The sequence below is a fragment of the Microbacterium sp. K36 genome (genome assembly GCF_004794355.1).
In the GTDB taxonomy this organism is placed as follows: domain Bacteria; phylum Actinomycetota; class Actinomycetes; order Actinomycetales; family Microbacteriaceae; genus Microbacterium; species Microbacterium paraoxydans_D.
On the sequence record NZ_SSDN01000101.1, the window covers coordinates 59,957 to 76,534 of the forward strand.

Consider the following 16,578-nt stretch of genomic DNA (forward strand, 5'->3'; position numbering starts at 1 on the left):
CTTCTGTCGTGACGACCAATCATCAGGCCGACCCCCTCATCGGGCGGCTTGTCGACGGTCGGTACCGGGTGCGTGCCCGGATCGCCCGCGGCGGCATGGCCACGGTGTACGTCGCCACCGACCTCCGCCTGGAACGCCGCATCGCCTTGAAGGTCATGCACGCCCACCTCAGCGACGACTCCGCGTTCCAGAGCCGGTTCATCCAGGAGGCCCGCGCCGCGGCTCGCCTTGCCGACCCGCACGTGGTCAACGTCTTCGATCAGGGCCAGGACGGCGAGCTCGCCTACCTCGTCATGGAGTATCTGCCCGGCATCACCCTGCGGGAGCTGCTCCGCGAGCAGAAGCGCCTCACCGTCGCTCAGACGATCACCATCATGGACGCCGTTCTCGCCGGGCTCTCCGCCGCGCATCGGGCGGGCATCGTCCATCGCGACGTGAAGCCCGAGAACGTCCTGCTCGCGGAGGACGGCCGCATCAAGATCGGCGACTTCGGACTCGCCAGAGCGACGACCGCGAACACTGCGACCGGGCAGCAGCTGCTCGGGACGATCGCGTACCTCGCGCCCGAGCTCGTCACCCGCGGCACCGCCGACGCCCGCAGCGACATCTATGCGCTCGGCATCATGCTCTACGAGATGCTCGTCGGCGAGCAGCCCTACAAGGGCGAGCAGCCGATGCAGATCGCGTTCCAGCACGCCACGGAGTCGGTTCCCCGACCCAGCGTCCGCAATCCCGCGGTGCCGGAGCAGCTCGACGAGCTCGTGCTGTGGGCGACCGAGAAGTCTCCGGACGAGCGTCCGGACGATGCCCAGCAGATGCTCGAGCGCCTGCGCGAGATCGAGCGCGAGATCGGGGTCGCCCCCGCCGTGACCCGGACCACCGGCGCTTCCCGCGACCAGGCGGATTCCGGAGACCTCACCAAGGTCATGCCGGGCACCATGGTCCTCCCCGAGCCGGCGACGCCCACCTCCCCGGGGATCGACAACGCCACGATCCTCCGCCGGCGAGCCGCCAAGCGCCGCGCCCGAGGTACCTTCCTCCTCTCCCTCGTGCTGCTGCTCGCCGTCCTCGCCGGCGGCGTCGGATGGTGGTTCGGCTCCGGTCCCGGATCGCTGATCGCGGTGCCCGACGTGGCGGGCCAGACCTACGACGAGGCCGCCGCAGACCTCACCGAAGCCGGCTTCGAACCCGCCCAGCGCGACGAGTTCTCCGTGGATGTCGAGAAGGGGATCGTCATCGAGACGGACCCCGGCACGGGCACCCGGGTCGACAAGGGCACCACGGTCGCCGTGGTCGTATCGGCCGGCCCGGCCTCGCACGACCTCGCCCCCGTCGCCGGGGAGCCGGCCGACGATGTGCGGGCCGCATTGCAGGCGGCGAATCTGGAGATCACCGACGACGAGGAGTACTTCACCGACACCGCGGACGGGGCGGTCATCAATGTCCGCATCACCCCGCGGGACGGCGGAGATGCCTTCGCCTGCGACCAGGGCTGCACGGTCCACGAGAAGGACACGGCGACCATCCAGGTGTCGCGCGGCCCGGTCCCGGATGTCACGGACATGACGGTCAAGCAGGCCACCGAGACGCTCACCGGCAAGGGACTGAAGGTGGCGGAGGAGAACATCTACCGCCCGAGCGACTCCATCGGCAAGGACCGCGTCATCGGCTACGCGGACCGCGCCGAGGAAGGATCGTGGCGCCCGGGCGAGACGATCCAGTTGATCGTCTCCCAGGGGCCGCCGCTGTTCGACGTGCCCGATGTCTCCGGGATGACGCGCGACGAGGCAACCGGCGCGTTGCGCGACGCCGGTTTCACCTGGAGCTACACGAGCAGCACCGGTCTGCCCGACTCCGTGTGGGATCTCCTCGCGAACGAGAACACCCGCGTGGAGTCGTACAGCCCATCCGAACCGCAGCGGAAGGGCGCGAGCATCACGCTCACCATGAGCTTCGCCGGCTGACGCCGACACGACGAAGGGGCCGGAACATCATTCCGGCCCCTTCGTGCATCCGCACGTGTTTCCCTGTCAGCGCTTCTCGAGCTCCTCGGCCACGAGGAAGGCCAGCTCCAGGGACTGCATGTGGTTCAGGCGCGGGTCGCACAGGCTCTCGTAGCGAGTCGCGAGGGCCGCCTCGTCGATCTGCTCCGACCCGCCCAGGCACTCGGTGACGTCGTCGCCGGTCAGCTCGACGTGGATGCCACCGGGGAACGTACCCACGGCACGATGGGCCTCGAAGAAGCCGCGGACCTCGTCGACGACGTCGTCGAAACGACGCGTCTTGTACCCGGTGGGCGTCGTGATGCCGTTGCCGTGCATGGGGTCGGTGACCCACAGCGGCTGCGCACCGGACTCGCGGACCGCCTCCAGCAGAGGGGGCAGCGCGTCGCGGATGCGGCCGGCACCCATGCGCGTGATGAACGTCAGGCGGCCGGGCTCGCGCTCCGGGTCGAGCTTGTCGATGAGCGCCAGTGCCGTCTCCGGCGTCGTGGTGGGGCCCAGCTTCACGCCGATCGGGTTCCGGATCTTCGAGAAGTAGTCGACGTGCGCACCGTCGAGCTCGCGCGTGCGCTCCCCGATCCACAGGAAGTGGGCCGAGGTGTTGTACGGCGTGTCCGTCCGGGAGTCGATCCGCGTCATCGGGCGCTCGTAGTCCATGAGCAGACCCTCGTGGCCGGTGAAGAACTCGACCCGCTTCAGCTCGTCGAAGTCCGCGCCGGCGGCCTCCATGAACTTGATCGCACGATCGATCTCGGCGGCCATGCGCTCGTAGCGCTGGTTGGCGGGGTTCTGGGCGAAGCCCTTGTTCCAGGAGTGCACCTCCCGGAGGTCGGCGAATCCACCCTGCGTGAAGGCCCGGATGAGATTCAGCGTCGAGGCCGCGGTGTGGTAGCCCTGCAGCAGACGACCGGGGTCGGCCTGACGCGAGCCCTCCGTGAAGTCGTAGCCGTTGACGATGTCGCCGCGGTACGCCGGGAGCGTGACGTCGCCACGCGTCTCCGTGTCGCTCGAGCGCGGCTTGGCGAACTGCCCGGCCATGCGCCCCATCTTGACGACCGGCATGGAGGCGCCGTATGTGAGCACCACGGCCATCTGCAGCACCGTCTTGATGCGGTTGCGGATCTGCTCGGCCGTCGCGCCTGCGAACGTCTCGGCGCAGTCGCCGCCCTGCAGCAGGAAGGCCTGTCCGGAGGCTGCCCGGGCGAGACGCTCGCGGAGGTTGTCGACCTCACCCGCGAAGACCAGCGGCGGAAGGCTCGAGATCTGCCGGGAGACGTCGGCGACGCGGTCGGCGTCTGGCCACTGCGGCTGCTGCTTGATGGGAAGCGAGCGCCAGGCATCAAGGGCTTCGATGTGGTGCGGGAGCATGCGTCCAGCCTAGTGGGCGGCGACACCGCCGAGACGCGCCCCGGAGCCTATGTGACGCGCGCCGGGAGGCGGTCCTTGACGGTCGATGCGTAGACGTCCTCGTACTGCTGCTGACCGAGTCGCTGTAGCGCCACCATGATCTCGTCCGTGACGGAGCGGAGGATGTAGCGGTCGTTCTCCATGCCGGCGTAGCGGGAGAAGTCGAGCGGCTCGCCGATGACGATCCCGACCCGCATGACGCGCGGGATCCGGCGGCCGATGGGCATGGCCGTGTCGGTGTCGACCATGATGACCGGGATGACGGGGACCTTCGCTTCGAGCGCCATCCGGGCGATGCCGGTGCGGCCGCGGTAGAGCTTGCCGTCGGGGCTTCGGGTGCCCTCCGGATAGATGCCGAGCAGGTCACCCCCACCGAGGACCTGGAGGCCGGTGTTCAGGGAGGCCTCCGAGGCCTTGCCACCGGAGCGATCGATGGGGATCTGGCCCGTCGCCTTCATGAAAAAGCGGGTGGACCATCCCTTCAGGCCCCGTCCGGTGAAGTAGTCACTCTTCGCGAGGAACGACATCGACCGATCGATCACGAGGGGCAGGAAGATCGAGTCCGCGAAGGAGAGATGGTTGCTGGCGAGGATCGCCGCCCCGGTCGCGGGCACGTTCTTCCGCCCCACGATCCAGGGGCGGAACACGGCCTTGACCACGGGGCCGATCACGACGTACTTCATCAGCCAGTAGAACATCGAGGTGAAGTCTAGCGCCGTGATGCACATCACCCCACGTTTCTCATCTCTCGACCCCGGAAGCGACTGAGTTTCACCCTGACCGCGACCGGGTGCCATGCCCTAGACTCGGACCAACGCCCGTGCCCGACCGGTACCGAAGGAGCTGCCGTGGTCCAGTTTGAAGTCCCCGCGATCGTCCCCGCCGATCCCGACGCGAACGTCGCCGACCTGCTTGCGAAGCGCGTCGAGGCGACTCCCGACCGGGCGTTGTTCTCCGTCCCGCAGGGCGACGGATGGCGCGACATCTCCGCCGCCGATTTCGAGACCGCCGTGATCGCGCTCGCGAAGGGCTTCGCCGCCGCCGGCATCCAGCCCGGCGAGAAGGTGGGCTTCCTCGCCCGCACGACGTACGAGTGGAGCCTCGTCGACTTCGCACTGTTCTACGCCGGCGCCGTGATGGTGCCGATCTACGAGACGAGCTCCCCGTCGCAGATCCAGTGGATCCTCGAGGACTCGGGCGCGATCGCGCTCCTCGTCGAGTCGCCGGAGCACTTCGCCCGCGTCGACGAGGTGCGCGGCGACCTGCCGCTGCTCCGGGAGGTCTGGCAGCTGCATCTGGGCGCCATCGACACGCTCACCGCGCAGGGGGCCTCGGTCTCCGACGACGAGATCCAGCGTCGCCGGAACCTCGCCGTCGGCTCGGACATCGCGACCCTCATCTACACCTCGGGCTCCACGGGACGACCCAAGGGCTGCGTGCTCACGCACAGCAACTTCGTCGAGCTGTCCCGCAACTCCGCGAAGGCCCTCGACGAGGTGGTGCAGACCCCTGGCTCCTCCACCCTGCTCTTCATCACGACGGCGCACGTCTTCGCGCGCTTCATCTCCATCCTCAACGTGCACGCCGGGGTGCGCACCGGCCACCAGCCCGACACGCGTCAACTGCTGCCGGCCCTCGGCTCGTTCAAGCCCACCTTCCTCCTCGCGGTCCCCCGCGTGTTCGAGAAGGTCTACAACTCCGCCGAGCAGAAGGCCGAGGCGGGTGGCAAGGGCAAGATCTTCCGCGCCGCGGCCGACGTCGCGATCGAGCACTCCCGGCTGCTGGAGGAGGGCAAGAAGATTCCGTTCGGCACGAAGCTGAAGTTCGCGCTCTTCAACAAGCTCGTCTACTCCAAGCTCCGTGAGGCCATGGGCGGCAACGTCGTCTACGCGGTGTCGGGCTCCGCTCCCCTGGGCGCGCGCCTCGGCCACTTCTTCCACAGCCTCGGCGTGGTGATCCTCGAGGGCTACGGTCTGACCGAGACGACGGCGCCCGCGACGGTGAACCTCGCATCGAAGTCGAAGATCGGCACGGTCGGGCCCGCCCTTCCCGGCGTCGGGGTGCGTCTCGCCGACGACGGCGAGATCGAGGTGCGCGGCATCAACGTGTTCAAGGAGTACTGGAACAACCCCGAGGCCACCGCCGAGGCGTTCAGCGAGGGCGGCTGGTTCCACACCGGTGACATCGGCAGCTTCGACGCCGACGGATTCCTCACGATCACCGGGCGCAAGAAGGAGATCATCGTCACGGCGGGCGGCAAGAACGTCGCTCCGGCCGCCCTCGAGGACCCGATCCGCGCGAACCCGATCGTCGGGCAGGTCGTCGTCGTCGGCGACCAGCGTCCGTTCATCTCGGCCCTCGTCACCCTCGACCCTGAGATGCTGCCGACCTGGCTCGCGAACAACGGCCTCGACGAGAAGATGACGCTGGCAGAGGCCTCGACCAACGCGCAGGTCCGCGCCGAGGTGCAGCGCGCCGTGGACGCGGCGAACGAGCGGGTGTCGCGCGCGGAGTCCATCCGCAAGTTCACGATCCTGGACTCGGAGTGGACGGAGGCCTCGGGCCACCTCACCCCGAAGCTGTCGATCAAGCGGAACATCATCATGAACGACTTCGCCGACGAGATCTCCGCGATCTACGACGAGCCCGTCGCCACCACCAACGTCGCGATCGGCGGCTGACACCCTCGTCGACCCACCCCCTTCTGACCGAACCGGCCCCTTGCGCTCGCGCGCAAGGGGCCGGTTCGTACGTAAGGGGGTGGGTCGGGGCTAGAACCAGGAGCTCTCGCGCACCTCGCGCATCGCGATCTTCCGCGTCTCGGGGTCGAGCCGGGAGAGGAAGAGCTTGCCGTCGAGGTGGTCGGTCTCGTGCTGGAGCGCCTGCGCGAGCAAGCCCTCCCCCTCGAGCACCACCGGCTGCCCGTCGAGGTCGATCCCCTCGACCCGGGCCCAGGGGTGGCGCTGCGCGTCGTGCCAGAGTCCGGGCACCGAGAGGCACCCCTCCCCTGTCGGCTCGGGCTCGCCACGCACCTCCGTGAGCACGGGGTTGAGGACGTACCCGATCTCGCCGTCGACGTTGTAGCTGAAGGCGCGGAGCGCGACGCCAATCTGCGGGGCCGCCACACCGGCGCGACCGGGGAGCTCGACGGTCTCCAGAAGGTCGGCGACCAGGGCGCGCACGCCGTCGTCGATCTCCTCGATGGGCGCGCACACCGTCCGCAGGACCGGGTCGCCGAAGATGCGGATCTCTCGGACCGTCATCAGGCGGCCTTCGCCCGGAGACCCTCGACGAGGTGCGCCGCGAGTTCCCGCGCCGCCTTCCGCGTCTCGGGAAGGAGGTTCGCGAAGACGATCGTCCCGCCCGCGGCGATCTGCGGGTCGTACGGCACGCGCACGACACTGCGGGCCCGCGACGCGAAGTGCGCCTGGAGCTCTCCGAGACGCACGAGCGGCGTGCCGGGCGTGGACTGGTTGAGCACCACGATCGCATCCCGCGCCTGCTGCGCGTACCCGTTGGTCTCCAGCCACGTGAGCGTCTCGGAGGCCAGTCGCGCCTCGTCGACGCTGAGACCGGAGACGATGACGATCTGGTCGGCGAGGTCGAGGGTGGCCGACATCACGGAATGGACGATTCCGGTGCCGGTGTCCGTGAGGACGAGCGAGTAGTAGTGCGCGGCGACGTCGGCCACATCGCGGTAGTCGCTGTCGCTGAAGGCCTCGGCGACGCGGGGATCGGCGTCGGACGCGAGCACGTCGAGGCGCGTCGCATCCCGAGCGACGATGGCGGAGACGTCGTGGTAGCCCCGCACGTCGTCGCGGATGCGCACGAGGTCGCGCACGGACTTGCCGTGCGGCGCGCGCTGGACCCGGTCGGCGAGCGTGCCGCGGTCGGGGTTCGCGTCCACGGCGATGACGCGGTCCTCACGCGCGTCCGCAAGGGCCATGCCCAGGAGCGCCGTGACCGTGGTCTTGCCCACGCCGCCCTTGCGGGAGAGCACCGGCACGAATCGGGCACCGCCGGCGAGCGGGGCCGCGATGCGCGCAGTCAGCTCCTTGCGTTCGCGGGCGCGACGACCGTCGCCGATGTTCAGCCGGCGACCGGACAGCGTGTAGAGCAGGTGGCTCCACCCGCCTTCGGGTTCCGGCTTGGCCACGCGGTGCGGGTCGAGGAGGCGATCGGTGGTAAGGAGGTCCGCGGACTCGCGAGCGGACTCCCCCAGCTCCCCCAGACGCTTCGCGGTGAGCTTCACATCCGTCCGGGGCGCCGGACGTGCGGGCTCGGAGGCGGCGGGCTTGTCGTCGGATGCGGGCATCGTGGTCTCCTTCTGCACGGGCACCTGCGGGGCACGCGCCGGTTTCGCGGCCGGGACCTCCGCACGGTCGGCATCAGCCTTCGCGAGGAAGAGGGCGGCCGCCTTCTCCTCGGCGCCCCGATCCGGTGCGGCAACCGCCGTCCGCGCGGGCTCCTCCACCACGACCGCATCGATCACGTCGTCGATGCGCGGCGGATCCAGGACGGGCGTCGGCGTGGCGGGGAGCGTGAGGTCGTCGACGACGAGGTCGATGCCGACCTCTCCCTCCACCACACCGTCGTCGGCGAGGTCCTCGTCCTCTTCCGCCGGCAGGGTCACCCGCACCTGCGCGGTCCCGCCGAGGATGCCGATGCCGGCGGTGTCGACGGACGCAGCGTCGTCGAGCACCCCCAGCGGACTGTCCTCGGGATCGGCGTTGTTCTTCGCGGTCACGTGTCACTCCAACCTGTGCGGGCCTCGGGATGCGCCCAGGGTGCGCGGCCTCGCCCGGACAAGATTAGTGCGCCGGTCGGATCACGACCAAAAGATCACCCGCGTCCACCTGCTGCGTCTCGGCGATGGCATGCCGCTCGACGACGCCGTCCACGGGGGCGGTGATGGCGGCCTCCATCTTCATCGCCTCGATCGACGCGACCGGCTCACCGGCCCGCACCGTCGCCCCCACCTCGGCCTTGAGGGTGACCACTCCGGAGAACGGCGCCGCCACCTGGCCGGGGACGGACGTGTCCGCCTTCTCCACCTCGTGTGCATCCACGGAGATGGAGCGATCCCGCACGAACACGGGCCGGAGTTGACCGTTCAGGGTCGTCATCACGGTCCGCATCCCCTTGTCGTCCGCTTCGCCGATGGCTTCGAGACCCACGTAGAGCTGCACCCCGCGGTCGATCTCGATGAGGTGCTCCTGGCCGGGGACCAGCCCGTAGAGGTAGTCGCTCGTGTCGAGCACGGACAGATCGCCGTACTGCTCCCGTCGCTCCGTGAACTCCGCCGTGGGGGCGGGGAAGAGCAGCGTGTTCAGGCGAGAACGGCGCTGGGCGCTCGTCCCCGCCAGCTCCGCCTCGTCATGCTCCGTCAACGCCGTGAGCCCCGTACGCACGGAACGCCCGGCGAGCACCTTGGAGCGGAAGGGCTCGGGCCAGCCACCGGGGAGGTCGCCGAGCTCTCCTGCCATGAACCCGACCACGGAGTCCGGCACGTCGTACTTCTCGGGGTTCGCCTCGAAGTCTGCGGGATCGGCCTTCACCGCGGCGAGGTGCAGAGCGAGGTCGCCCACGACCTTCGACGACGGGGTGACCTTCGGCACGCGTCCGAGGATGCGGTCCGCGGCGGCGTACATGTCCTCGATGAGCTCGAAGTCGTCCGCGAGGCCGAGAGCCTTCGCCTGCTGCCGGAGGTTCGACAGCTGTCCGCCGGGGATCTCGTGGTGGTACACGCGCCCCGTGGGCCCCGGCAGCCCGGACTCGAACGGCGCGTACTGGCGACGCACCGCCTCCCAGTAGGGCTCCAGATCCGAGACGGCCGCGAGCGAGATGCCACTGTCCCGCTCCGTGTGGGCGAGGGCGGCGACGAGAGACGACAACGACGGCTGACTGGTCGTGCCGGACAGCGGGGCCGACGCGGCGTCCACCGCATCGACGCCGGCGGCGCTGGCCGCGAGCAGGGTGGCGAGCTGTCCGCCCGGGGTGTCGTGGGTGTGCAGATGCACGGGCAGGTCGAAGCGCTTCCGGAGCGCCGTGACGAGCTTCGCGGCCGCGGCGGGGCGGAGCAGGCCCGCCATGTCTTTGATCGCGAGGACGTGCGCGCCGGCGGCGACGATCTGATCCGCGAGCCCGAGGTAGTAGTCGAGGGTGTAGAGCTGCTCCGCCGGATCCAGCAGATCGCCGGTGTAGCAGAGCGCGACCTCCGCCACCGCGGTCCCCGTGGCGCGGACCGCCTCGATCGCCGGGCGCATCTGCTCCACGTCGTTGAGCGCGTCGAAGATGCGGAAGATGTCGACTCCGCTCGCCGCCGCCTCCGCGACGAAGGCCTCGGTCACGGCCGTCGGGTACGGCGTGTAGCCGACCGTGTTCCGCCCGCGGAGGAGCATCTGGATGGCGACGTTCGGGAGGGCCGCCCGCAGCTTATCCAGTCGCTCCCACGGGTCCTCTCCCAGGAAGCGGAGCGCGACGTCGTACGTGGCGCCGCCCCAGGCTTCGACAGAGAGCAGCTCCGGCGTGAGCCGGGCGAGGTACGGAGCGGCGGCGACGAGGTCCTTCGTGCGGACCCGGGTCGCGAGCAGCGACTGGTGCGCGTCGCGGAAGGTCGTGTCGGTGATCGCGAGGGCGCTCTGCGCGCGGAGGTCGCGCGCGAACTCCTCGGGACCGACCTCGAGCAGCCGCTGCCGGGATCCGGGCACCGGTTCGGCCGCCAGATCGATGAGCGGCAGCTTGGTCGCGGGGTCGATGACGCCGGGGTGCGCGCCGTGCGGCTTGTTCACCGTCACGTCGACGAGCCAGTTGAGGATCTTCGTCCCGCGGTCCTTCGACTCGCGTCCGCGGAGCAGCTCCGGGCGCTCGTCGATGAAGGACGTGCTGACATCGCCCCGGATGAACGCCTCGTCGTCGAGCAGCGCCTGGAGGAAGGGGATGTTCGTGGAGACGCCGCGGATGCGGAACTCGGCGAGGGCACGGCGCGCGCGGGCGACAGCGGCCGGGAAGTCGCGGCCGCGGCACGTGAGCTTCGCCAGCATCGAGTCGAAGTGCGGGCTGATCTGGGCACCCTGGTGCACGGTGCCACCATCGAGACGAATCCCCGCGCCGCCGGGCGAGCGGTAGGTCGTGATCTTCCCGGTGTCGGGCCGGAAACCCTGCGTCGGGTCCTCCGTGGTGATGCGGCATTGCAGTGCGGCGCCGCGCAGGTGCAGGTTCTCCTGCTGCAGTCCGAGCTCGGCGAGGGTCTGCCCCGCGGCGATGCGCATCTGGCTCTGCACGAGGTCGACGTCGGTCACCTCCTCGGTGACCGTGTGCTCGACCTGGATGCGCGGGTTCATCTCGATGAACACGACCTCGCCGGCGCGCTCCCCCGCCGTCTCGAGCAGGAACTCGACGGTCCCCGCGTTCTCGTAGCCGATGGAGCGGGCGAAAGCCACGGCGTAGCCGTGCAGGGCCTGGCGCACGTCGTCATCGAGGTTGGGGGCGGGAGCGATCTCGACGACCTTCTGATGCCGCCGCTGCACGGAGCAGTCCCGCTCGAACAGGTGCACCGTCTCGCCGGTCTTGTCCGCGAGGATCTGCACCTCGATGTGCCGCGGCCGCACGACGGCCTGCTCGAGGAACATCCGGGGGTCGCCGAAGGCGCTGCCGGCCTCCCGCATGGCCTCGGCGAGGGCCGGTCCGAGATCGCCGAGCGTCTCGACGCGCCGCATGCCGCGGCCTCCGCCTCCGGCGACCGCCTTGGCGAAGAGGGGGAACCCGATCTCCTCCGCCTGGGCCACGAGCGCATCGACGTCGTCCGAGGCTTCGGTGGATCGGAGCACGGGGACGCCCGCTTCGACGGCGTGACGCTTCGCCTCGACCTTGTTGCCGGCCATCTCGAGGACCTTCGCCGGCGGCCCGATGAAGACGATGCCGTTCGCCGCGGCCTTCTCCGCCAGCTCCGGATTCTCCGAGAGGAAGCCGTAGCCGGGGTAGATGGCGTCGGCGCCGGCCTCGGTGGCCACGCGGATGATCTCGTCGACGTCGAGATAAGCGCGGACGGGGTGGCCGCGCTCGCCGATCTCGTACGCCTCGTCGGCTTTGAGCCGGTGGACAGAGCCGCGGTCCTCGTGCGGGAAGACGGCGACGGTGCGCGCCCCCACCTCGACCGCTGCCCGGAATGCCCGGATCGCGATCTCGCCACGATTCGCCACAAGGATCTTCTGGAACATGCACACCTCTGAGAGCTCGATGCACGGCCGAGGCACGCACATGGGGCGGGGCTGAGTGTTCCCCCAGCCTAGGGGAAGGTAACGTGGTCTCCGTGCACGTACTCAGCGTCAGCTCTCTCAAGGGGGGCGTCGGCAAGACGACCGTGACACTCGGGCTGGCCTCCGCGGCTTTCGCCCGAGGTGTCCGGACGCTCGTCGTCGACCTCGACCCGCAGTCCGACGTCTCCACCGGGATGGACATCCAGGTCGCGGGACGACTCAACATCGCCGATGTGCTGGCGAACCCGAAGGAGAAGACCGTCCGTCAGGCGATCACCTCCAGCGGCTGGGCCAAGGTCCACCCCGGCACGATCGACGTGCTGATCGGCAGTCCGTCCGCCATCAACTTCGACGGCCCGCACCCGAGCGTCCGCGATGTGTGGAAGCTCGAGGAGGCGCTCGCAGCGGTCGAGGCGGACTACGACCTCGTGCTCATCGACTGCGCGCCCTCGCTGAACGCCCTCACCCGCACCGCGTGGGCGGCGAGCGACCGCGTCATGGTCGTCACCGAGCCCGGCCTCTTCTCCGTGGCGGCAGCAGACCGTGCCCTGCGTGCGATCGAGGAGATCCGCCGCGGCCTCTCCCCGCGCCTCCAGCCGCTGGGCATCGTGGTCAACCGCGTGCGCCCGCAGTCGATCGAGCACCAGTTCCGCATCAAGGAGCTGCGGGACATGTTCGGCCCTCTCGTCCTCTCCCCGCAGCTGCCGGAGCGCACCTCCCTCCAGCAGGCGCAGGGCGCCGCGAAGCCGCTGCACATCTGGCCCGGCGACTCGGCGCAGGAACTCGCTGCAGACTTCGACCAGCTCCTCGACCGCATCATCCGCACGGGTCGGATCCCCGTCCCGGAGACCGGACCGCAGAGCTGAGACCCCGGAACGACGAAACGGCCATCCTCTCCGAGGGTGGCCGTTCTTCGTGGAGCGGGAGCCGTCAGGCGGAGCGCTTGGCGCGACGGGCGGAGAGCTCGTCGACGGGGTCGGGAGCAGAGGCGTCGAAGGCGACGAGCGTCGACTCCACCTCGCGCAGGACCTTGCCGACCGCGATACCGAAGACACCCTGACCGCGGCTGACCAGGTCGATCACCTCGTCGTTCGACGTGCAGAGGTAGACCGAAGCCCCGTCGCTCATGAGGGTCGTCCCCGCGAGGTCGCGGATACCGGCGCGGCGGAGCTCGTCCACCGCGGTGCGGATCTGCTGCAGGGAGATCCCGGTGTCGAGCAGGCTCTTCACGAGCTTCAGGACGAGGATGTCGCGGAAGCCGTAGAGGCGCTGCGAACCGGAGCCGTTCGCGCCGCGCACCGTGGGCTCGACGAGCTCGGTGCGGGCCCAGTAGTCGAGCTGGCGGTACGTGATGCCGGCCGCACGGGCCGCCACGGCACCGCGGTAGCCGACCTCGTCGTCCATCGCGGGCAGACCGTCGGTGAAGAGGAGTTCGGTCACGAACCGCGGGTCGCCTGCGAGCTCATCCGCATTCATCTGAAATCCTCCCTGGAACGGTTATCTCCACGGTAGAGCAGGGTCCCGGCACCGGCAACGACATCCGTGCGACGCCGAAGGTGTGTCGCAATCAGTTCGTTACGAAAGGATCCGCGTGAGTGCGTCCTTCACGAACAAGGTCCGGACGTCGTCGATCCGTGTGGCCAGTTCCGGCGCGAGTTCGTTGGCGCGCGCCCGCGAGGCGGCATCGGTCCGGCGCAGCAGCGTGGAGAGCGCCGACTCGATGAGCGACACCTCGCGCTCCGCGCCCTGTCGCAGAGAGCGGAGATGACGCGGCTCGATGCCGTGCCGGTCGAGGGCGACGAGCCCGCGGAGCAGCGCGACGGTGGAATCCGAGTAGGTCTCCTGCGCGGTGATGACCCCGGTGCTGATGGCGTCGTTGAGCAGCTGCGGGCCCGCGCCGGCTGCGGCCAGCAGCTCGTCACGGCGATAACGACGCGGGGCCGGGGCGATCGAGGGCGGCGGCGTGAGCGCCGCCGTCTCCCCCGAGGCCTCCGCCTCGTCGAGCTGCTCACGGATGACGCTGAGCGGAAGGTAGTGATCCCGCTGCAGCGTCAGTCCCAGACGGAGCCGTTCGATATCGGCGGAGGAGAACTTCCGGTAGCCGGACTCGGTGCGGGAGGGCCGGACGATGCCCTGCACCTCGAGGAACCGCAGCTTGCTGGAGGTCAGGTCGGGGAACTCCGGAGTGAGACGTGCGAGCACCTGACCGATACTCAGCAGGCCCGCGGACGCCGAGCGTTCGCGGGCGGGAGTTGCCGCCATCAGGCGTTCGCCGCGCGGTCGAGCGGGGACGCGAAGAAGTTCAGACGGAACTTGCCCACGCGCAGCTCGGAGCCGTCCGCCAGGGGGCTGCGGTCCACGCGCTCCCCGTTCACATAGGTGCCGTTGAGGGAGCGCTGATCGATGATCTCGAACGTCGTCCCGGTCCGGGTGATCTCCGCGTGACGGCGGGACACCGTGACGTCGTCGAAGAAGATGTCGGCCTCCGGGTGACGGCCGACGGTGGTCACGTCGGTGTCGAGGAGATACCGCGCGCCGGCGAGCGCTCCGGAACGGACGAGCAGCAGAGCCGAGCCCGAGGGCAGCGCCGCGATGGCCGACTGCTCGACATCGGTCAACTCCACGCCGAACGGGACGAACGACAGATCGGAATCGTGTCCGAACGTCTGCGTCACATCGTGTCTCGGCTCGCCGGAGCGATGGATGGCGGCTTCACCGGCCGGTCGGCTGTCGCTGTCTGTCACTGTGCCCTCCTGGTCGTCCAGACTATCCGATCCGGAGGGGTGCGCGGGAGGCCGCTTTCGCACTCAGCGGTCCCATACCGGGGATTCATAGGCTGGACTCGTGAAGACCACAGCTCTGCGCCGCCCGGCGGCCCCGATCGCCCTCGCAGCCACCCTCCTCGCCGCGTTCCTCGTCCTCTTCTCCCCGCTGTCGGCTTCGGCCCACGACGCCCTCGTGTCGTCGTCGCCCGCGGCGGACAGCAGTGTGGAGACCCTGCCCGCGGAGCTCACCCTGACGTTCAGCGCCAAGCTCATCGACGGGGAGGGTGCGACGGAGCTCACCGTCACCGATCCTGCCGGCGAGTCCGTGATCGACGGCGCCCCCACGGTCGACGGGGCGATCGTGACCCAGCCCCTGACCGGCTCGGGGCCCGCCGGCGAGTACCGCGTCGTCTGGAAGGTCGTCTCGAGCGACGGCCACCCGACGTCCGGCGAGTTCTCCTTCACCGTCACCGCCGGCGACGAGGGCGCCGCGACGGGCGAGCCCACCACCGCTCCCCCGACCGCAGCACCGACGACGGAGCAGACCGCTACGCCCGAGGCGACCGCGACGACGGCACCGGACGCGGGAAACGACGCCGGAGCCCCTTCGACATGGATCTGGGTGCTGGTGATCCTCGGCGTGCTCGCCGCGCTGAGCGTGGTCGTCTGGCTCATCGTGCGCCGTCCTCGGGGACCGGCTCCCACCGATTCCGACGCCCCCTCGGAGCGATAGGCTTAAGGCATGCCACATTACGACGTCGTCATCCTTGGTGCAGGTCCTGGCGGATACGTCGCTGCGGTTCGCAGCGCACAGCTCGGCCTGTCCACCGCGATCATCGAGGAGAAGTACTGGGGTGGTGTCTGCCTCAACGTCGGCTGCATCCCTTCCAAGGCGCTCCTGAAGAACGCGGAGATCGCGCACACCCTGAACCACAAGGCCGACTTCTTCGGGATCTCCGGAGAGTTCACGATCGACTACGGCAAGGCGTTCGACCGCAGCCGCGTCGTCGCGGACGGCCGGGTCAAGGGCATCCACTTCCTCATGAAGAAGAACAAGGTGACCGAGTACGACGGCCGCGGCACCTTCACCGGCCCGAAGGCCATCTCGGTCGCGAAGGCGGACGGCTCCACCGAGGAGGTCACGTTCGACAACGCGATCATCGCGACGGGATCGAAGGTGCGCCTGCTCCCCGGTGTGCAGCTCAGCGACAACGTCGTGACCTACGAGGAGCAGATCCTCTCCCGTGAGCTGCCGAAGTCCATCGTGATCGTCGGTGCCGGCGCCATCGGCATGGAGTTCGCCTATGTGATGACGAACTACGGCGTGAAGGTCACGATCATCGAGTTCCTCGACCGCGCCCTCCCCAACGAGGACGCCGACGTGTCGAAGGAGATCACGAAGCAGTACAAGAACTACGGCGTCGACATCCTCACCTCCACCAAGGTCGAGTCGGTCGTCGACAACGGTTCCTCCGTCACCGTCTCCTACACCGGCAAGGACGGCCAGCAGGCGTCGATCGAGGCCGACAAGGTCCTCATGTCGGTCGGGTTCGCCCCGAACGTCGAGGGTTTCGGACTCGACAAGACCGGTGTGAAGCTCACGGAGCGCGGCGCGATCGACATCGACGACCACATGCGCACGAACGTCGAGGGCATCTACGCCATCGGCGACGTCACCGCCAAGCTGCAGCTCGCGCACGTCGCCGAGGCGCAGGGTGTCGTCGCGGCCGAGACCATCGGCGGCGCCGAGACCATGACGCTGGGCGACTACCGCATGATGCCGCGCGCGACGTTCTGCTCCCCGCAGGTCGCCTCGTTCGGGCTCACCGAGCAGCAGGCCAAGGACGAGGGGCGCGAGATCAAGGTCGCGACCTTCCCGTTCATGGCCAACGGCAAGGCGCACGGCCTCGGCGAGCCGGTCGGCTTCGTCAAGCTCATCGCCGACGCCGAGCACCTCGAGCTCATCGGCGCGCACATGATCGGCCCCGACGTGTCGGAGCTGCTGCCCGAGCTGACCCTCGCGCAGAAGTGGGACCTCACGGCTCTCGAGCTGGCCCGCAACGTGCACACGCACCCGACGCTGTCGGAGGCGCTGCAGGAGGGCTTCCACGGCCTGGCCGGCCACATGATCAACTTCTGATCCGA

Annotated in this window: 13 protein-coding genes; 5 read left to right on the forward strand and 8 right to left on the reverse strand. The window is 69.4% G+C overall.

What is annotated here, in order from left to right:
* Positions 1-8 precede the first annotated feature (8 nt).
* Positions 9-1,964, forward strand: a complete 1,956-nt coding sequence (gene pknB, locus DW296_RS16005; protein ID WP_136053023.1) for a Stk1 family PASTA domain-containing Ser/Thr kinase — start codon at positions 9-11, stop codon at positions 1,962-1,964.
* Positions 1,965-2,030: 66 nt separating this feature from the next.
* Here pknB and DW296_RS16010 read toward each other — a convergent pair whose 3' ends face one another.
* Complete coding sequence (locus DW296_RS16010) at positions 2,031-3,371, reverse strand: class II 3-deoxy-7-phosphoheptulonate synthase (protein ID WP_136053024.1); 1,341 nt, start codon at positions 3,369-3,371, stop codon at positions 2,031-2,033.
* A gap of 47 nt (positions 3,372-3,418) precedes the next feature.
* Positions 3,419-4,108: a lysophospholipid acyltransferase family protein gene (locus DW296_RS16015; protein WP_136053076.1), complete on the reverse strand. Its 690-nt coding sequence runs from the start codon at positions 4,106-4,108 to the stop codon at positions 3,419-3,421.
* A gap of 150 nt (positions 4,109-4,258) precedes the next feature.
* Between DW296_RS16015 and DW296_RS16020 the strand changes: the two genes are divergently transcribed.
* The gene (locus DW296_RS16020) at positions 4,259-6,091 is read left to right on the forward strand and encodes an AMP-dependent synthetase/ligase (RefSeq protein WP_136053025.1); all 1,833 of its coding nucleotides are present in this window, start codon (positions 4,259-4,261) and stop codon (positions 6,089-6,091) included.
* A 90-nt stretch (positions 6,092-6,181) separates the two neighbouring features.
* Here the strand turns inward: DW296_RS16020 and def are convergent, their stop codons facing one another.
* The 3 genes from def to DW296_RS16035 form a co-directional block, all read right to left on the reverse strand.
* Complete coding sequence (gene def, locus DW296_RS16025; RefSeq protein WP_136053026.1) at positions 6,182-6,673, reverse strand: peptide deformylase; 492 nt, start codon at positions 6,671-6,673, stop codon at positions 6,182-6,184.
* A complete protein-coding gene (locus DW296_RS16030; protein ID WP_136053027.1) occupies positions 6,673-8,157 on the reverse strand; it encodes a MinD/ParA family ATP-binding protein in 1,485 nt (494 codons plus the stop codon). Before DW296_RS16030 ends, def begins: the two co-directional genes overlap by 1 nt.
* Positions 8,158-8,221: 64 nt before the next feature.
* A complete protein-coding gene (locus DW296_RS16035) occupies positions 8,222-11,629 on the reverse strand; it encodes a pyruvate carboxylase (RefSeq protein ID WP_136053028.1) in 3,408 nt (1,135 codons plus the stop codon).
* A gap of 92 nt (positions 11,630-11,721) precedes the next feature.
* Here DW296_RS16035 and DW296_RS16040 point away from each other — a divergent pair, with 92 nt between their 5' ends.
* Positions 11,722-12,534, forward strand: a complete 813-nt coding sequence (locus tag DW296_RS16040) for a ParA family protein (RefSeq protein WP_060921164.1) — start codon at positions 11,722-11,724, stop codon at positions 12,532-12,534.
* Between the two features lie 64 nt (positions 12,535-12,598).
* Here the strand turns inward: DW296_RS16040 and DW296_RS16045 are convergent, their stop codons facing one another.
* The 3 genes from DW296_RS16045 to DW296_RS16055 all read right to left on the reverse strand — a co-directional run bounded on the left by DW296_RS16045 (position 12,599) and on the right by DW296_RS16055 (position 14,412).
* A complete protein-coding gene (locus DW296_RS16045) occupies positions 12,599-13,144 on the reverse strand; it encodes a MerR family transcriptional regulator (RefSeq protein WP_060921155.1) in 546 nt (181 codons plus the stop codon).
* 99 nt (positions 13,145-13,243) lie between these two features.
* Positions 13,244-13,930 (reverse strand): transcriptional regulator FtsR, encoded by a 687-nt coding sequence (gene ftsR, locus DW296_RS16050; protein ID WP_136053029.1) that lies wholly within the window; start codon positions 13,928-13,930, stop codon positions 13,244-13,246.
* A complete protein-coding gene (locus DW296_RS16055) occupies positions 13,930-14,412 on the reverse strand; it encodes an FHA domain-containing protein (protein ID WP_060921153.1) in 483 nt (160 codons plus the stop codon). The genes ftsR and DW296_RS16055 overlap by 1 nt, the downstream gene beginning before the upstream one ends.
* A 100-nt stretch (positions 14,413-14,512) precedes the next feature.
* Between DW296_RS16055 and DW296_RS16060 the strand changes: the two genes are divergently transcribed.
* Positions 14,513-15,166 (forward strand): copper resistance CopC family protein, encoded by a 654-nt coding sequence (locus tag DW296_RS16060; RefSeq protein ID WP_136053030.1) that lies wholly within the window; start codon positions 14,513-14,515, stop codon positions 15,164-15,166.
* 9 nt (positions 15,167-15,175) lie between these two features.
* Entirely contained in the window at positions 15,176-16,573 is a 1,398-nt protein-coding gene (lpdA, locus tag DW296_RS16065; protein WP_060921151.1) for a dihydrolipoyl dehydrogenase, read from the forward strand.
* Positions 16,574-16,578 lie beyond the last annotated feature (5 nt).